This window comes from Winslowiella sp. 2C04, from assembly GCF_050037805.1.
In the GTDB taxonomy this organism is placed as follows: domain Bacteria; phylum Pseudomonadota; class Gammaproteobacteria; order Enterobacterales; family Enterobacteriaceae; genus Erwinia; species Erwinia toletana_A.
The window spans coordinates 275,450-293,261 of sequence record NZ_CP188300.1 but is presented as its reverse complement, the minus strand read 5'-3'; the positions used below and the strand labels follow the sequence as shown (position 1 = coordinate 293,261).

Genomic DNA, 17,812 nt, shown 5'->3' with positions numbered 1-17,812 from the left:
CACTGATTACAGCGCCAGAGTACCAAACGCCGCTGACCAGTCGTGGTCGAAACGTTTCAGGGCATCATCGACTGCCGGATCCAGTAAAAACATCTCTGCTACCTGCGGGTCAACGGTAATCGCCTGACAACCTGCCAGCATGCAGTCAAGCACCTGACGCGGAGTACGGAAACTGGCTGCCAGCACTTTGCTGTCAGGGCAATGCAGGCCGATTAGTTTCTGTAGCTCGGTGACCAGCCCAATGCCATCACCGCCCTGGCTGTCAATGCGATTCACATAAGGCGCGATATAACTGGCTCCGGCCAGCGCAGCAAAGAAACCCTGCCCCGCACCGTAGACCGCCGTGCCCAAAGTCGGAATATTAAGCTGAGTCAGTTGCTTAATGGCGTTAAGCCCGTTGTGCGTTACCGGCACTTTTACTACCAGCTCAGGAATCACCTCCCGCAGTTTTAGCGCCTCTTCCACCATCGCTGCCGGTTCTCTGGCAATGACCTGGGCAAACAGCGTGCTGTCAGCCGGCAGCAACGATGCCAGTTCCTCGAGTACACTAGTAATGTCGCGCTTACCGCGCGCGACAATGCTGGGATTGGTAGTGACACCTTTAATCGGTAACACCGCCGCCAGGCGTTTCACCTCAGCGACATCTGCCGTATCTAAATAAAATTCCATCGTTTATCTCCGATAGCTTAGCGGACAATCAGTCCGAGCAGGATCCCGATAACACCAAAATCTGAGTCACTGAAGGTCGTATTCGCCAGACCAATACTGCCCAGAACCGGCAACAGGAACACCGGCAGGAAAGTGATCAGCAAGCCATTGGCAAATGAACCCAGAATCGCACCGCGTCTGCCGCCAGTGGCGTTGCCGAATACCCCAGCCGCCGCGCCGACAAAGAAGTGCGGCACCACGCCCGGAATAATCACCGTCATATTCAACGCGTACAGCAGAAACATACCGAGCACGCCGGCCGCAAAGCTGCTGAGGAAGCCGACCAGTACGGCATTCGGTGCATAGGGAAACACTACCGGACAATCGAGCGCCGGCTTGGCGTTCGGTACCAGTTTGTCAGAGATACCTTTAAATGCCGGAACAATCTCAGCAATCACCATTCTTACGCCCTGCAGCACGATATAGACACCTGCAGCAAAGGTAATGGATTGCATCAGAGAAAACATAAACCAGTTCTTACCACCGGCGTTCATCTCTTTTACCGCCGACGGACCGGCCACCAGACAAGTAACAATAAAGATAAAGAACATGGTGAAGGCAATGGCAACCGGCGTATCGCGCAGAAACAGCAGGCTTTTCGGAACATCCATATCTTCCGTGGATTTCTCTTTATTGCCGAACTTGCTGCCAATAAATGCCGAAAGAAGCTGAGAAATTGCCGAAAAATGGCCGAAAGCGACATCATCCGAACCGGTAACTTTTTTCATATAAGGATGAATAATCGCCGGTGAGATCACCATTGCAAGCCCCACCACAATCGATCCAACGGCAATCAGCGTGGCGCCTTGCAAGCCGGCAGTCGCCAGAATAACCGCCACCATCATCGACATAAAGAGCGTGTGGTGCCCGGTCAGGAAGATAAATTTCAGTGGCGTAAAGCGCGCAATTGCAATGTTTATCACCATAGCGAAGAACATAATCATCGCCATCTCGGTGCCGAAACTCTTCTGCGCAACGGCAACAATCGCTTCGTTATTTGGCACCACTCCGGCAATGCCGAATGCGTGATGGAATATCACCGCAAAGTCGCCCAGAGAAGAGACGATTAATCCAGCACCGGCGCCGAGAATAACAAAACCCATGACGGTTTTAACCGTGCCTTTAATACATTCTGTCACTGGCTTTTTTTGCGCAATCAGACCAATAAGCGCAATCAGACCGACTAATATCGAGGGCTCAGCCAGTACATCACTCATCAAAAAACGGAAAAATTCCATTTTGACCTCCAGCAGTTATTTTTATAACGCGCCAAGTTCAGTCAGTGCGACAGATAAACGTTCTTTCATCGCCACTTTATCCACCATGTTATTCAACGAGACGATTTTTCCCGCCACGTTCTGCGCCACCAGCTGATCAGCAATATCTTTAGTTCCGACAAAAATATCACTCGGTGTGCCCTTGGCTGAGCCTAAATCCACGTGGTCCACTTCTGCCGCCACGCCTAAATCTTTTACGATAGATTTAATACTCATTTCCATCATTAAGCTGGTGCCGAGACCGTTACCGCATACGACTGTGATTTTCATGATTTTTTTTCCCGTAGTAATGATTAATAGTTGGCAAGGATGGATAAAATTTGTTCTTTATTGGTAGCCGCCATAATGGCTTGTACATGCTGGTCATTATCAAAAAGCTGCGCCAGACTGGAAATAATCTCGATATGACTGTTACTGTCAGTTGCAGCCAGTACAATCAACAACTTAACCGGATCATTTCCTTCTGAATTAAATGTCACCCCGTCTTTTATCAGCGTTAAACAAAGCGACAAGCGATTAACGCCCTCTTCAGGCCGCGCGTGCGGCATGGCAATGCCCGGCCCCACCACGTAATAAGGGCCAATCGCTTCATGTGAACGATAAATCGCATCAATATAAGATGGCTCAATGGCCTTGCTGAGCAGCAGAGGCTGACAAGATTTGGCGACTGCATCACGCCAGTCCTGGCAACTTTCAAGGATTTGTACGGTTTCTGACGTGAGTAATTGATTCAACATTGGCCGATACCTGTTTTTTATTAATCTGCCAGCAGACTAAAGTAACAGGCGGCGCAAAAATGTGATGGTTGTCAAAATTGGTATCGCTAACAGTTATAATTATCATCAATTGTGATCTGTCTATCGTTTGACTGTAAACCTGTTGTTGCCCTGGGTACAATTGATGCAAACTTATCGATGCTAAGGAATAGCATCAGTTGATATAAAAATAATACATTTTCATGGCGTTATATACCCATCAGTTTAGCTTCGCGGGAATTAGCCGTCATTGCAGGAGATTGACATGAGCAAGCGTCGCAGCAGTGGTCGGGTAACACTCCAGGATATCGCGAACTATGTTGGTGTAGGAACCATGACGGTTTCCCGGGTAATGCGTAATCCCGACCAGGTGTCTGAAAAGCTGCGCGTTAAAGTGGAACAAGCCGCTGTCACGCTGGGTTATCAGCCTAATACTGATGCCAGCGAACTGGTAGGCGGTAAGGCCAAAGTCACGCTTCAGGATGTGGCACAGCATGCCGGCGTTGGCCCAATGACCGTGTCGCGCGCGCTGCGCGATCCGACGCAGGTTTCCGAAGAGTCGCTGAAAAAGATTCTCGCGGCGGTTGATGAGTTGGGTTACGTTTCGCAACAGCATGCCTCAGCGCTCGCTACCTTTCAGAATAGCGTGGCGGTGCTCTATCCGTTCTTTAATGATAAACCCAGCATTGCCTTCCTTGGCGCACTGCAGGATACCCTGAGCAAACGTCAATTTCAGCTAATCCAGGCCTGCCATGAATATAATCAGCATAGCGAAAGCAAAGTGGTGGAGAAACTGTTGCAGCATCGCCCGGCGGCACTGATCCTGTTTGGCGCGCAACTCTCATCACAGACCCAGGCACTTATCCAGAACAGTGGCGTTCTGACGATCAATATTTGTAGCGCCGAACCGTTCGCTGCCGACTTGACGTTTAATTTCGCCATGTCAGAAGCTGGCGAAAAACTAACCTGTCATCTACTGGAAAAGGGTTACAAAAACATCGCTTTTATTGGTGCCCATACTGATAATCGCCTGCAGAAACAGCAAATCAATGGCTGGAGTAAAGCGTTACTTTCACACTACCACCATGCTGATATGAAAATCACCGTGCCGGAAGCGCCGGATTTTAAACTGGGCTGCTATGCGATCGGTGAGCTGCTGCAGACTTATCCGGATATTGATGCGGTTATTTGCAGCCATGACGAAATTGCTTATGGCGTACTGTATGAATGTCAGCGACGGATGCTTAAAGTGCCCTATGATTTGGCCGTCGCCTGCCTTGAAGGTTCAGAAAATTGTGAACACAGCTATCCCGCCCTTACCGCTATGCAGATCAACTATCAGAAGCTTGGCGTACAGATAGGAAACGCCATCAGCACCATGATCGCCTCCCCTGCCGACGAAAACGCGGTGCAGAATCTCAGTTATAAACTGGAGATTCGCTCAAGTACCTGATGCTCTCACTGACAATCTAAAAAAAAGAGCCGCTCAACAGAGCGACTCTTTTTTATTTGCTAAGGACAATTAACTTCCCTGTTAATCAATTATTTCGTTTCCGGCATTGCAGAGGAATGGTGAGTTGAGATCAGCCATTGTTTGCCATCAAACGCATAAGTAAAGGTATAGCGGGCAGAGACGCTGGTATTATCTTTAAAGGTGAAAGTATACGTTCCTGCGTCAATTGCTTTATTACAGCCGATGCGAATGGTACGGGTATCAATTTTACCGAACGGTTTCTTCTGCAGGAAATGTTCGAAATAATCCTTACGTTCTGCGTCAGTCAAGCGCACGTGGTTTGAAACGGTTGGCAACAGAACGGCGTCGGAAAGATAGTTATCCGCCACTGTCTGTGCGTTACCGGTTTGCAATGATTCATTCCAGCGATCAAACAGTGCTTCGATTTGTTTCTGGTCAACTGCCTGACACTCTTTTACATCTTTCGCTAATGCGGAGCCAGATACAGATGCGGCAAGAATAAGAAGTGCGATTTTAGTTTTCATTTGAAGAATTTCCCTGGTTAATTAATGCAGGGAATTTAATTTCTTCCAGATAGTTAAGCAACAGAATTTACGCTTACTTATAATTAGCGAATAAAAGAATACAAAAAAAAGATTAAAAACCATTTAAGAAAAAGTTTCTGCAATGTATCCCTATGATTTATTACTTGTTATTTTAAGAACTATTTAATTATCAGGCTAATTATATTGGTTATTTTTTAATCCAGATTATGTCGCCGGGCAAACACCATCATTTCAAACTGATTTTTTACGCCAATTTTATCGGCCAGCCGTCGTTTGTAGGTACTGACCGTCTTATTGCTGATACTCATTTCTTGACCAATCTGAATATTACTCATGCCGCGAGATAAATAGCCCAGCACTTTCATCTCCTGATTAGAGAGACTTTCGATCAGTTTAACCTCATACCGGGTGTCGAATATCTCCGGGGAAGTGGCAGCAGCGCCAGAGCGCCGGGGATAGTAGCCATAGCCGCGTAGCACTGCTCGTGCAGCATCGGTAAATTCGCTGAGGTTATTTTTCTTGCTGACAAAACCATCGGCACCGGCGTTCATACAGCGGGTGACATAGTGTGGCTCACTTTTACTGGTCAGCACCAGAATGCTGACTTCGCATCCCGCTAAACGCAGTCGCTCAATAACATCCAGCCCGTTCAGTGCCGGAATATCGATATCCAGCACAATTAAATCCGGAGGATGACTGGCCGCCAGGCGAACCGCATCCAGCCCATTGTCCGTTTCAGCAATCACTTCATGGCCTTCGTTTTCCAGTAACATACGCACGGCCAGGCGCGCAACGGGATGATCATCAACCAACAGCACTGTGCTCATTATTTTTCCCTTAAAATCTGCTGTTACCGGGCGCTATCCTGCCCCCTCACAGCTTTTCGACAGGATACAGATAACTATCAGGGCTGTATCTTTATATCGCGAAGCTGTTAATTAATAGTTTATCAGTAGTCTGTTACTGACACATCTGCTTTTCTGAAATATAAATATCCGCATCGCGTTTAATTATTTAAACATCATCATGTAGGAAGTGGACTACATGAGTGTCAGACCAGGATGGCATAACTTTACGACTGACCTGCTATTAAATCATGAAATCAGAATGCATTATTGCCTATGTCACTCTGACAACGACCGCAGGCAAACAATATCTTCTTAAGTATATTAGCTTCGCCATCATTGCCATACTGAGTTTTATTAATGCCGCAAAGCTTATTAATATCCAGGAAAGCCGCCACTGTGTTACGCCAGCATTAGGAAATAAGTTTATGGAAAGCGACTACAATATCCTGCTGATTGATGAGTGTTACCTCTCACGCCTCGGCTTAACGTTATTATTAAAAGAGTCAGGCTATCATCATCTCCGTTTTCATCATGCCGCCTCGCTGGATAATGCCCGATGCTTAATGACATCAGGAAAAATTAACGCCATCATTATCGACTGTGATAACGACGTTTCTCTGTCCAGCACCAAAGTTTTTCTGCGTGAAACGCGCTTAAAAGCGCCAGAAATAAAACTTATCGTCTACACGCGTAACTTCTCTCGCTCGATATTAAGAATGTACCAGACCTTTATCATTCACGGTTTTTTATCGCGCCGGGACCCCACCGACAGCGTGACGGAACTGCTGCACAGTATCTTCTTTATGGGAAAAAATGCGTTAAGTCCGGGCTTTTTTCAGCAGGCTGAAAAAATTAATCTGAATGCCGCCAGTCTGACCCCGGCAGAAAGCCGCACCCTGCGTTTCTTACTGGATGGTAAAACCCCGGCCCAAATTGGTCGTCTGACTCAGCGCAGCGTGAAAACCATCAGCAGCCAAAAACGTAGCGTGATGCGCAAGCTGGGCATCACCAAAACCAGTCAGTTAATAATGATGCGCGCAGGATTGTACCAGACGTTTTACTGACAGCAGCAGCCTGAACGCCGAAATCACAGGTTCTGCTGTTGCTTAATATACTGCTCAATCGCCTGATTGAGCTGAATAACCCGGTTCAGTGTGCCGTTAATCTCTGCGGTAATGGCGAGTACATCGCGCTGCTCACAACGGCTCTCCAGGCTGCGGCAATCGCTTTCAGCCTGACTGGCACCAATTATCTGTGCAACACCCGCCAGACGATGCAGGCAGTGGGCCAACCCCTCCCAGTCCTGCTGCTTAAAGAAATTATCTGCCTGTCGGACATCATCCTCATTTTCATCTTTAGTGGTTTGCAGCAAGGTCATCATTAATTGGCTATCATGCTGCGTCAGGCTGCGCAGTGCAGCAATATCCACCAGTTGTTCAAGTGAACAGGCCTGCTGTCGGATGGTGATATTGTGGAATATCGAGCGTAACAGCCTGTCCAGCTGTGTGAGCCGCAGGGGTTTAAACAAGCAGTAATCCATACCTGCGGCCAGGCAGCGTTCCCGCTCTTCCGGCTGGGCATTCGCCGTCAGACCAAGAATAATTACCGGATGCTGTTGTTCACTCCGAATGTTTTTTGTCAGCGTCAGGCCATCCATCACCGGCATACTGCAATCAGTAATGATTAAATCAAAACAGTCGCGACGCCATGCCTGCAACGCCTGCTCACCCTCTTTAGCTTCCGTCACCTGATGCCCGAGTCGGGCCAGCTGATGTTTGAGTAACAACCGATTAGCCGGATGATCATCCACGATAAGAATTTTCAGCATCCGCAGCGTATCGCCGATTTCTTGCGTTTCAGTAACGCGACTAATCTGCGCATTCCGACAGCTAACCGGCAGGCTAACCTTAACACTGGTGCCCCATCCAGACCGACTGTGCAAAGCAATCGTCCCCCCCATCATGGTGATTAACTGATGGCAAATTGCCAGCCCCAACCCGCTACCACGCTGTTTTTTGCCGCTTTCGCTTTGTTCAAATGGGGTAAACAGCCGCTTCTGCTCCTCCAGAGTGATCCCCATCCCCGAGTCGGTTACCATCAGTTCCAGCATTGCATCCTGTTTTTCACCGCGCACACAGCTCAGTCTCACCTTAACCGTTCCACTGTCGGTAAATTTTATCGCATTGCCGATCAGATTAGAGAGCACCTGGCGAAAGCGCATCGGATCAAGGTAAATATCATCGGCAGATGACTCTTCGGATTCACAGCTCAGCATCAGGTTTTTCTGGCGCGCCAGGCCAGCAAATACCCGAGCCACCGGGGCAAGAATCTGATCAAAACGTACCCACTCCGGTGCCAGTTCCAGTTTGCCGGACTCAATTTTGGCCATATCCAGAATATCGCCAATTAAACCCAGTAATGACTGTGCTGATTCATAAGCAACATGCACCGGCTGATTATCGTCACTAAGCGCGCGATTCAGCACCTCCAGCTCCAGCAGGCCAATAATCGCGCTGACAGGCGTACGGATCTCATGGCTGATAGTCGCAAGAAAAATACTTTTTGCCCGATTAGCCTGCTCGGCACGTTCGCGCGCCACGGAAAGCGCAGCCAGCAGATCATCATGATCGGTAATATCCTGCCAGCTGCAAATCAGCCCGGCGATCTGATGAGCATGATCATAAAAAGGCACCGCCTGATGAATGATGATCCTTTTTTCAACCCCGTTATATACTGTGTAGCGTCGCGCATCGCCGCTACCGGCATTCTGGGCCAGAGCCTGGCAGAGCTGTGGATAAACCGCCGCTAGCGGATGTAACGGCCATTTCAGTGATGACTGAATCAGACGAACATCTGCCTGCCGGAAGAAATCGCACCACGCCTGGTTGTGGTCAATAATTTCTCTGTGACGATTGACCACATACACGGGTACTGGCGTACCGTTAAACAGCGTTTCATGAAAGGTGGCCTGTTCCTGCAACTTAAGCTGCATTTTCAGTCGGCCACGAATTTCGCGCCGCAGATAATAAATCCACACCAGCGAAGTGATCACTACCATGGCAAATATTCCAGCCAGCCAGTAGAACTGCATTCGATACAGAGTCCAGGTTTGCAGTTTTACATTAGGCGTTGCCTGCCATTTGTTTACCAGCAACGAAATATCACGGGGAGGAATATCTGCCAGTACTTTATTGATAATACTGTGCAATTCTGGCAAATCCCGCCTGACGCCAAAGGTAATACGCGAAGGTGTCTCGCCCAGCTGGGCCGCAATCTTTAACTGGTCGCGGAAATAGTGATCAATCATGTAGCGGGCGCCCATCAGATCATGCACTGCGCCATCGGCTTTCCCCTCATTAACCATCTGCAAAGCCACATTGGCATTCGCCGCCTCAATCAGCGTAATCTCCGGGTAGCGCTCTGCCAGCCACGCCATCTGGCTGTGATCGGCGGTAACCGCCAGCCGCTTGATATTGGAAAAATGAACATCAGAATTAAACCGCTCGCGTACCACCAGCACAAAAGGCTGGAACAGATAAGGCCGGGTGAACAGCAGCGGCTTCTCCTGTAGCGGGCTGGTGCTCATTACCGTCATTAAATCGCCCTTCGCTTCCAGCACCTCATTCAGCATGGTGGCTTCAGATCCGGCCTTTACCGGCACAAAATTCAGGCCGGTACGCAGGCTGATAAAGCGTAAAACGTCAGCAGAGATACCGTGAAATTGTCCTTTCTCATCGAACATGGTAAAGGGTGGATTAACCGCATCGACGACAATTCGCAGCTGACGCTGCTCACTGATCCAGCGCGTTTCACGTGGCGTCAGATTTAGTGGCGAATTCAGCTGCCAGAGATCCAGCCCATGGCTCCATTGGTTGAAAATCGCTTTATGTTGAAGTGGCGGAATGGCATTCAGCGCGGCATTAACCGCGTTTTTCAACGTAGCATTGTCGCTACGCAGCAACATACGCGGACCGGTATCCTGCGGTGGTAATAATTTAATGATGGCCAGCACATTATTATAGTGGCGCTCAATCAAAAAACTGACGCTGGTCAGATTGCCAATCGCATAGTCGTTTTCACCAAACGCGACGGAAGCCAGCGCACTTTCCAGGGAAGCGTAACGATTAACTTTTGCCAGCGGATAGTGGCGATTAATCCACGCATTATCATGATACTCACCGACCAGTGCCAGGCGGATGGGTGCAGTTTGCGGTGCGTCGGGTTTAAACCGCGTAGTGGCTGAAATCAGCGTTGGGCGATCGGGCATAAATGATTGCGTGCTGATTATTGACTGATTATGCGCCAGCGGCTCGCCGCTGTCGTCCAGCACCAGGTCAACATCTTGCTGATGAAGTGCCGTCAGCGCAGCATCGCGATCGCGATAACGCAACACCTTAAGCGACAATCCCAGATAGCGCGAGATAAGCAGGCTGTAGTCGGCAGATATCCCTTCGAAAAGGTCCGGATCGGCAACCCTGTCAAACGGCGGATTATCTGGCGTAAAGGTGGCAATTCGCATTTCCCGCTTAATTCCCAGCCATCGCCACTGCGCATCACTGAGCGCCAGTTTTGGCGGCGGCAGCGTCTCGCGATGCAATAATTGCATCGACTGCGGTGCAGCCGCAGCCAGACTGAAGGGCAGCAACAACAATAATCCGCTTAAAATAACGTAGCGCATAAGGATACCAATCTGTTTTTTCCGCTGGCTTATGTTGTAAATTTCAACATCTCATCTTCAATATTAATAACAGTAAAGTCCTGAAGCTTAAAACGGTACATTTCTCTAAATTATTAAGAATTCTGTTGAAAACTCATTGTAATAGTTACTGATACTGAAATCGGTTATCTGTTTATTATTGCATGTTAACTCAGTTAAATTGACGGTAAAAGACGGTTACTACTCATCATCCAGCACGCTGCTTTAACCTGCGCGTAGGGGTCAGAAAAAAAAGTGTTCTCACGGTTAGTGCTTTTTAGCAGCAGAAAACTGTGCGTTATAATCATTTCAAGTGAAACTGTTAACTATAAAATTCTAGTAACATCTATATAAGTGTCGATAATCAACCTGTTTCGCCCGGTATCTTACCGCTTCTCCCCATAGTCACTGAGCAGAGTCATCGGCTTGCCACCTAACTTTTCGTGTCAGATCGCGTAATTTAACCTCATCTTACTGGATTTCCTTGTACAAAAACGTATCATCTGCATTTATAAAAACTAAAATATTTAGCCATATCTGATATTAAAAAAATATTTTTAGTTGTACTTTTAATTAATATCAGCCGTTAAATTTGATACCGGCAATGAATAGTAGGTTGAGAAGTATTATTATCGCCACGAGAAAACTTGTTGACCAAAACATTGATTTTGTTTAATCATCCTCAACATGATCTTCTGTATAAGGAAATAAATTTTGTCTGCCAGTCAACATTGCCATATCGCAGCATTAGGCTCTGCGGCAGGAAATATCAGAATTGCGTTTCCTGATGATGACGTACTGGTTTTTGCCGATGATTTATCCTTTGGCCCGCTATATCCTATCGCAGATGCCACGGCTTTTTCTGCACGATTGTCATGGCTGGAAAATTTATGGCAGATCGTCTGCGCACCTGAATGCTCTGACATCATACTGCGCCGTCAGCTGACTACCCTGCTGCTGAGCCGCCTTCACCGCTGCAAAAGCGTCACCATCTGGGTCGGCAATAACAGCCGCGAGCAGCTGATGCTGAGTGCATTGCTGGAGCAACTGCAACAGAGCGAAGTCTTTATTATTAATGTCACTACCATCGGTGGAGTCAGTTCAGTCGCAAATGTTCCACCCGAAAAGCTGGCCTTGTGGTGGCAGGAGCGGACGCGGCTGTCAGCGACAGAAATCGAACATTCCCAGTCTGTCTGGCATCAGTTACTGGCTTCCCCTTCTGAGCTACGCATCTTTCGTCAGGGGCAGCTGCTGGCACAACCTGTCAGCTACTATGACCATCTGATTTTGACTGCGCTGACAACCACTCCGACACAGGCTTCACACATTGCAGGCGAAGTTCTCTGCATGGCTGAATGCGATACTCTCAGCTATCTGTTTATCGATTACCGGTTAAGGACGCTTATTTTCCGCCAGGACGTGTTAGTTGAAGGCCCCATCAGCCATCTGCGACAGATGAAAATCAGAAAAGCAATTTAACCTCTCCTGCCTGAACCGCCCCGAATTATGGCTACCCGGCTTACGCCGGCCTGCCACCGCACTCGATGCAGATCACATTTCACAACATTATCGTGAATATGCTCACGCTGACCTGGGCATACGCCTAAAAATTGGTGTGTATTTACTCCGCTTTCGCCAGGGCGGCAACTGCGCGATATGGTTACAGTGTTAAATGAAACGGCGTTTTATTATATAAATTCGTTGTTTTGGTTTTAACACTGTCGGGGGGCCGCAGCCTGAACTTCATTCAATCCGCCTTCCGTTACATTTCTTACCACACCTCTTACGGCAGGAGTCATTGTGAAAATAAGCTCGGTTGATGTCACCGTTTTTACTTACCCCACGCATCGCGTTTCGGACAGTGCGGGTCATTCACACCCTGGAGAAGAGAATCAGGCCAAAATGGCAATGCTCACTCTCACCACCGATGAGGGTGACTGCGGTTACTCATTCGCTCCGCCGGAAGTGGTGCGCCCGCACGTGGTCAATGCCTTCTTCCGCAAAGTGCTGATAGGTCAGAATCCGTTTGATCGTGAACGGTTATGGCAGGACCTGGTGCACTGGCAGCGCGGCAGCGCGCATCAACTGACTGAACGAGCACTTTCCTTCGTTGAACAGGCGCTGTGGGACCTGATTGGCCGCAAGCTGAAAATGCCGGTGCACAAGCTGCTGGGTGGCTTCCGGGAAAAAGTTCCGGCCTATGGCAGCACCATGTGTGGCGATGAGCTGAAAGGCGGACTATCGACGCCGGACGAATTTGCTCAGTTTGCCGAAAAACTGGTGGCTCGCGGTTATCAGGCCATCAAGCTGCACACCTGGATGCCGCCGATCTCCTTTGCTCCTGATCCAAAAATGGATATTAAAGCCTGTGCCGCAGTGCGTGAAGCCGTCGGGCCAGATATTGAACTGATGCTGGATGGCTATCACTGGTACAGCCGCAGCCAGGCACTGACTATCGGTAAGGCACTGGAAAAACTGAATTTTGCCTGGTTCGAAGAGCCGATGGAAGAAGAGAGCATGGCCTCTTACGCCTGGCTGGCAGAGAACCTGTCAATCGATGTGATTGGCCCGGAAAGCCTTGGCGGCAAGCATCACAGCCGCGCCGACTGGGTCAAAGCCGGAGCCTGCGACATTCTGCGCGCCGGCGCCAATGGCGTCGGCGGTATTTCCCCCTGTATGAAAGTCGCCAGCCTCGCTGAAGCTTTTGGCATGGATTGTGAAGTGCACGGTAACGGTGCCGCCAGCCTGGCGGTGGTTGGGGCCATTCGCAACTGCCGCTGGTACGAGCGCGGGCTGCTGCATCCGTTCCTTGATTACGACCAGCCACCGGCCTATCTGAACAGTCTGGTTGATCCCATGGACCAGCAAGGATTTGTCCATCTGTCGATGCGTCCGGGACTCGGCGAGGATATCAATTTTGACTATATAGAGACCCACACCATCAGCCGCGACTGAGCAACGGGCAGAAGAAATAATAAAACCAATCCGGAGTTGCAGTCATTCAGCTGATGGCCAAGGCCGCTGGCACAGCTGCAACTTCAGGTAAGGGTATAACCTCTGACTCTACCCGGAAGGTAAAACATGAACACTGGCAATCTGGCAGGAGCGTGGCTGTTCGCGCTGCTGTTGATGTTCAGCGGCGGCACGGCACAGGCAAAAACGCCGTCCGACCAACTGATCATCGGCATGAACATGAATAACCTGCTGACTCTCGATCCGGCCGCGATGACCGGCAACGAAGTGGTCGGCATTGTGGTCAATCTGTATGACTCGCTGATCGAGCTGGATCCGAACCAGCTCACCGACGTGCGCCCGGCGCTGGCCACCCGCTGGCAGGTGAGCAGTAATGATACTCTGCTGACGTTTCAGCTGCGCCAGGGCGTCACCTTTCATTCCGGTAACCCCTTAACCGCTGAGGATGTGGTGTGGTCAATGCGCCGCATTCTGCATCTCAATCTGGCGCAGGCCTCGGTATGGAAATCTTACGGCTTTACCAAAGAGAATATCGATCAGATGGTGCGCGCGCCGGGGCCTTACACGGTTGAGATTGAACTGCCGAAGGCCAATGATCCGAAACTGGTGCTCTATTCGCTGGCGGCGCTGGGTAGCGGTTCGGTACTGGACCGCAAAACCGTGCAGTCGCACGAGATAAATGGCGACTGGGGTAATAAGTGGCTGACAACCAACGAAGCCGGTTCCGGGCCATTCCGGCGGGATACCTGGCAGGCAAAAGATGTGCTGCGCATCAGCCGTAATTCGGATTACTGGCGCGGCGAGCCGAAATTAAGTCGCGTAGTGTTCCGTCATTTTCAGGAGTCGCAAACCCTGCGACTGATGATTGAAAAAGGCGACCTTGATATCGCCAGCAATATGGCGGTCTCGGATATTAATGCTCTGCGTAACGTTCCTGACGTCAGCGTCGACGCGGTAAAAAAAGGCACCATTTATTACGTGGCGATGAGCATGAAAGAACCGCATTTCGCCAATGCTAAAGTGCGGGAAGCGGTACGTTATCTGATTGATTATCAAGGCATTAACAAAGCCCTGATGCCGGGATATGGCATTCTGCATCAGCGCCCGATCCAGTCCGGTATGCCCGCAACCTTACCCAATCCGGACTATAAGCTGGATATCACACGCGCCAAAGCTCTGCTGAGCGAAGCCGGTTATCCCGACGGTTTTGACACCACGCTGCGGGTGCTGGCCGATCAGCCGTTTCTGAATATCGCGATTGCCGTGCAATCGACGCTGATGCAGGCCGGCATTCGCGCCAAAATCGTCACCGGCACCGGTAATCAGATTTATGGTGCCATGCGTGAACGCCGCTTCGATATGCTGGTTGGGCGCGGTGGCAGCGGCGTCGAGCCTCATCCGCACTCCAGCCTGCGCGCTCTGGTCTACAACCCGAATAACAGCGATGCCGCACGCCTGACCAATTTTCAGGGCTGGCGCACCAGCTTCTATGATCCGCAGCTGAACAGGCTGATCGACAGTGCACTGGTGGAGCGCGATGCGACGAAGCAACAACAGGATTATTACGCGATTCAGCAGCGCTACGACACGCTGATTCCGGCACTGATTCCGCTGTCGCAAATGGTCGACTCAGTGGTGGTGCGCAATGAAGTTCACGACTATCAGCCGCATCCTTCCGCTACCACCTTCTTGCGCGATGTTTATAAGTCCGCACCTGCCGACGGAGGTAATACGCCATGACCGCACAATGGTTTTCAGCCGATGGTATTGCCCGTCGTATTAGCCGCCGCGTTATTCAGGTGGCGATTACGCTGTTTGGTCTGCTACTGCTGACCTTTTTTATCGGTCGGGTGATGCCTGTCGATCCGGTGCTGGCGATTGTTGGCCCGGATGCCGATCACAGCACCTATCAGCAGGTTTATCAGCAATTGGGGTTTGATAAGCCACTGTGGGCGCAGTTCGGCCTGTATCTCAACACGCTGCTGCACGGCGACTTAGGCAACGCACTGCTGACCGGTAAGCCGGTGGTTGATGACATTCTGCGGGTATTCCCGGCCACTCTCGAACTGGCAACGCTGGCGATTATTATTGGCACCGGTTTGGGGATCCCGTTAGGCGTGCTGGCGGCGGCGAAACGTAACAGTCTGGCCGACTATGTGGTGCGGATTATCAGTCTGGCAGGCTACTCGACGCCGATTTTCTGGGTCGGAATGATGGGGCTACTGGTGTTCTACGCCTGGCTGGGCTGGGTTGGCGGCGCGGGACGAGTTGAACTGAGCCTTGATGGCCAGGTGACCAGCCGCAGTGGTCTGCTACTGCTGGACTCGCTGCTGGAGGGTAACTGGACGGTATTTCGTAACGCGCTGAATCACCTGATTTTGCCAGCCTCGCTGCTGGGCTTTCACTCGATGGCGTATATCAGCCGAATGACGCGCAGTTTTATGCTGGCTCAGCTGTCACAGGAGTTCATTATCACCGCGCGCGTCAAAGGGCTGAATGAGTGGCAGGTCCTCTGGCAGCACGCCTTCCGCAATATTCTGGTGCAACTGCTGACGGTAGTGGCGCTGGCCTACGGCTCTTTGCTGGAAGGCGCAGTGTTAATCGAAACCGTCTTTTCCTGGCCTGGATTTGGTTCCTATCTTACCGGCAGCCTGCTGCTTGGCGATATGAATGCCGTAATGGGCTGCGTACTGGTGGTCGGCATTATTTTTGTGATGCTGAACCTGCTCTCTGACCTGCTGTATCAGGTATTCGACCCGAGGACTAAAGCATGACCCTTTCCCTCGACTCTCCGACCATCCGCACTCGCCGTGAACGGCTGGCAGGCCTGCGCCGAACCGGCGCTCGTATCGGCCATTTTCTGCTGCGCATGGCGCGTAATCCACTGACGGCGATTGGCGGCGGCATCGTGCTGCTGCTGATGATTGTCGCGCTGTTTGCGCCGTGGATCGCGCCATTTCATCCGCTGGTACAGGATCTGAATAACGCGCTGACCCCGCCCAACGCCATTCACTGGTTTGGCACCGACGAGTTTGGCCGCGATATCTTCAGTCGCCTGGTGTATGGCGCACGTATCACGCTGTATATCGTGCTGCTGGTGTCGGTCACCGTTGGGCCTCTTGGGCTGTTGCTCGGCGTGACTGCCGGTTACTTTGGCGGCAAGGTGGATATGCTGCTGATGCGTATTACCGACATCTTTATCTCTTTTCCCAGCCTGGTGCTGGCGCTGGCGTTTGTCGCGGCACTTGGCCCCGGCCTTGAGCATGTGGTGATCGCCATCACTCTGACCGCCTGGCCACCGATAGCCCGCCTGGCACGTGCGGAAACCCTGTCGCTGCGTCAGGCCGATTTTATCTCTGCGGTACGTTTGCAGGGGGCTTCTTCGCTGCGGGTGTTATGGCGACATATCGTGCCGCTGTGCATGCCTTCGGTAATTATCCGTATCACCATGAATATGGCCGGCATCATTCTGACCGCAGCCGGTCTCGGCTTCCTCGGACTGGGCGCGCAGCCGCCCGATCCGGAATGGGGTGCGATGATCTCCAGCGGCCGTACTTACATGATGGAATGCTGGTGGGTAGTCACCATTCCGGGACTGGCGATTCTGATCAACAGTCTGGCGTTCAACTTCTTAGGAGATGGCCTACGTGACATTCTCGATCCCCGCAGCGAATAACGCCCCGGCGTTACTGGACGTGCGCGACCTGCACGTCAGCTTTATCAATGGCCGGGTGGAAACGCCGGCGGTACGCGGCGTCTCCTTTCAGCTCGGCCGCGAGAAACTGGCGATCGTCGGTGAATCTGGCTCCGGTAAATCCACTGTTGGTCGCGCGCTGTTGCAGCTTCATCCGGCAAAAGCGCAGATCCGCGCCGATCGCATGCAGTTTGGCGATATCGATCTGCTGAACGCCTCGGCGGCAGAGATGCGCAAGATCCGCGGCAAGCGCATATCGATGATCATGCAGGATCCCAAATACTCGCTTAACCCGGTGATCTGCGTTGGCGATCAAATTGCCGAAGCCTGGCGTTCTCACCACGCCTGCTCGCGGTCTGAAGCCAAAAGCAAAGTGATTGAGATGCTCGACGTCGTCCGTATTCGCCAGCCGGAAAGAGTCTACCATCTCTACCCACACGAAATATCCGGCGGTCAGGGGCAGCGCATAATGATTGCGATGATGCTGATAACCGATCCGGAACTGGTGATTGCGGATGAACCCACATCCGCACTCGATGTATCCGTGCGCCTGCAGGTGCTGGCGCTGCTGGATGACCTGGTGCAGTCACGCGGCCTTGGGCTGATTTTTATCAGTCACGATATTAACCTGGTGCGTAGCTTCTGCGATCGGGTGCTGGTGATGTATGCCGGGCGCGTAGTGGAATCAATTGCCGCTGCCGATCTCGACAATGCTCAGCATCCTTACACTCAGGGATTACTCAACTCGCTGCCGGATATGCAGCATCGCCGCCCACGCCTGCCCGTCCTCCAGCGTCAGTCCAGCTGGCTAACCGATTAAGGAAGCGCCCATGCAATCATCC

Annotated in this window: 15 protein-coding genes; 8 read left to right on the top strand and 7 right to left on the bottom strand. The window is 51.0% G+C overall.

Annotated features, from left to right (window positions below):
- Positions 1-6 precede the first annotated feature (6 nt).
- From fsa to ACP3TC_RS01310, 4 genes are read right to left on the bottom strand one after another with little or no spacing between them, the layout of a single operon-like run.
- Entirely contained in the window at positions 7-669 is a 663-nt protein-coding gene (gene fsa, locus ACP3TC_RS01325; RefSeq protein WP_313854127.1) for a fructose-6-phosphate aldolase, read from the bottom strand.
- Positions 670-686: 17 nt separating this feature from the next.
- On the bottom strand, positions 687-1,946 hold the full coding sequence (locus ACP3TC_RS01320; protein ID WP_313854129.1) for a PTS ascorbate transporter subunit IIC: 1,260 nt from the start codon (positions 1,944-1,946) through the stop codon (positions 687-689).
- Positions 1,947-1,967: 21 nt separating this feature from the next.
- Positions 1,968-2,255: a PTS sugar transporter subunit IIB gene (locus ACP3TC_RS01315; RefSeq protein ID WP_313854131.1), complete on the bottom strand. Its 288-nt coding sequence runs from the start codon at positions 2,253-2,255 to the stop codon at positions 1,968-1,970.
- Between the two features lie 23 nt (positions 2,256-2,278).
- Positions 2,279-2,722, bottom strand: a complete 444-nt coding sequence (locus ACP3TC_RS01310; RefSeq protein ID WP_313854132.1) for a PTS sugar transporter subunit IIA — start codon at positions 2,720-2,722, stop codon at positions 2,279-2,281.
- 283 nt (positions 2,723-3,005) lie between these two features.
- Between ACP3TC_RS01310 and ACP3TC_RS01305 the strand changes: the two genes are divergently transcribed.
- Positions 3,006-4,193 (top strand): LacI family DNA-binding transcriptional regulator, encoded by a 1,188-nt coding sequence (locus tag ACP3TC_RS01305; protein WP_426817366.1) that lies wholly within the window; start codon positions 3,006-3,008, stop codon positions 4,191-4,193.
- A gap of 89 nt (positions 4,194-4,282) precedes the next feature.
- Here ACP3TC_RS01305 and ACP3TC_RS01300 read toward each other — a convergent pair whose 3' ends face one another.
- Together ACP3TC_RS01300 and ACP3TC_RS01295 are read right to left on the bottom strand one after the other, a co-directional pair.
- Positions 4,283-4,738, bottom strand: coding sequence for an SgcJ/EcaC family oxidoreductase (locus ACP3TC_RS01300; RefSeq protein ID WP_313854136.1), 456 nt, complete (start codon positions 4,736-4,738; stop codon positions 4,283-4,285).
- Between the two features lie 215 nt (positions 4,739-4,953).
- A complete protein-coding gene (locus ACP3TC_RS01295; protein ID WP_313854138.1) occupies positions 4,954-5,586 on the bottom strand; it encodes a response regulator in 633 nt (210 codons plus the stop codon).
- A gap of 269 nt (positions 5,587-5,855) precedes the next feature.
- On the opposite strand from ACP3TC_RS01295, the gene ACP3TC_RS01290 reads away from it, so the two are divergent.
- Entirely contained in the window at positions 5,856-6,671 is an 816-nt protein-coding gene (locus ACP3TC_RS01290) for a LuxR C-terminal-related transcriptional regulator (RefSeq protein WP_313854140.1), read from the top strand.
- A 23-nt stretch (positions 6,672-6,694) separates the two neighbouring features.
- On the opposite strand, the gene ACP3TC_RS01285 is transcribed toward ACP3TC_RS01290, so the two are convergent.
- Positions 6,695-10,285 (bottom strand): response regulator, encoded by a 3,591-nt coding sequence (locus ACP3TC_RS01285; RefSeq protein WP_426817365.1) that lies wholly within the window; start codon positions 10,283-10,285, stop codon positions 6,695-6,697.
- Between the two features lie 732 nt (positions 10,286-11,017).
- On the opposite strand from ACP3TC_RS01285, the gene ACP3TC_RS01280 reads away from it, so the two are divergent.
- The 6 genes from ACP3TC_RS01280 to ACP3TC_RS01255 all read left to right on the top strand — a co-directional run bounded on the left by ACP3TC_RS01280 (position 11,018) and on the right by ACP3TC_RS01255 (position 17,790).
- Positions 11,018-11,782 (top strand): DUF1835 domain-containing protein, encoded by a 765-nt coding sequence (locus tag ACP3TC_RS01280; protein WP_313854145.1) that lies wholly within the window; start codon positions 11,018-11,020, stop codon positions 11,780-11,782.
- A 321-nt stretch (positions 11,783-12,103) separates the two neighbouring features.
- Positions 12,104-13,258, top strand: a complete 1,155-nt coding sequence (locus ACP3TC_RS01275; protein ID WP_313854148.1) for a mandelate racemase family protein — start codon at positions 12,104-12,106, stop codon at positions 13,256-13,258.
- A gap of 126 nt (positions 13,259-13,384) precedes the next feature.
- Positions 13,385-15,016, top strand: a complete 1,632-nt coding sequence (locus tag ACP3TC_RS01270) for an ABC transporter substrate-binding protein (protein ID WP_426817364.1) — start codon at positions 13,385-13,387, stop codon at positions 15,014-15,016.
- The gene (locus ACP3TC_RS01265) at positions 15,013-16,050 is read left to right on the top strand and encodes an ABC transporter permease (protein WP_313854150.1); all 1,038 of its coding nucleotides are present in this window, start codon (positions 15,013-15,015) and stop codon (positions 16,048-16,050) included. Before ACP3TC_RS01270 ends, ACP3TC_RS01265 begins: the two co-directional genes overlap by 4 nt.
- Positions 16,047-16,952: an ABC transporter permease gene (locus tag ACP3TC_RS01260; RefSeq protein ID WP_313854151.1), complete on the top strand. Its 906-nt coding sequence runs from the start codon at positions 16,047-16,049 to the stop codon at positions 16,950-16,952. The genes ACP3TC_RS01265 and ACP3TC_RS01260 overlap by 4 nt, the downstream gene beginning before the upstream one ends.
- On the top strand, positions 16,924-17,790 hold the full coding sequence (locus ACP3TC_RS01255) for an ABC transporter ATP-binding protein (RefSeq protein ID WP_426817363.1): 867 nt from the start codon (positions 16,924-16,926) through the stop codon (positions 17,788-17,790). The genes ACP3TC_RS01260 and ACP3TC_RS01255 overlap by 29 nt, the downstream gene beginning before the upstream one ends.
- Positions 17,791-17,812 lie beyond the last annotated feature (22 nt).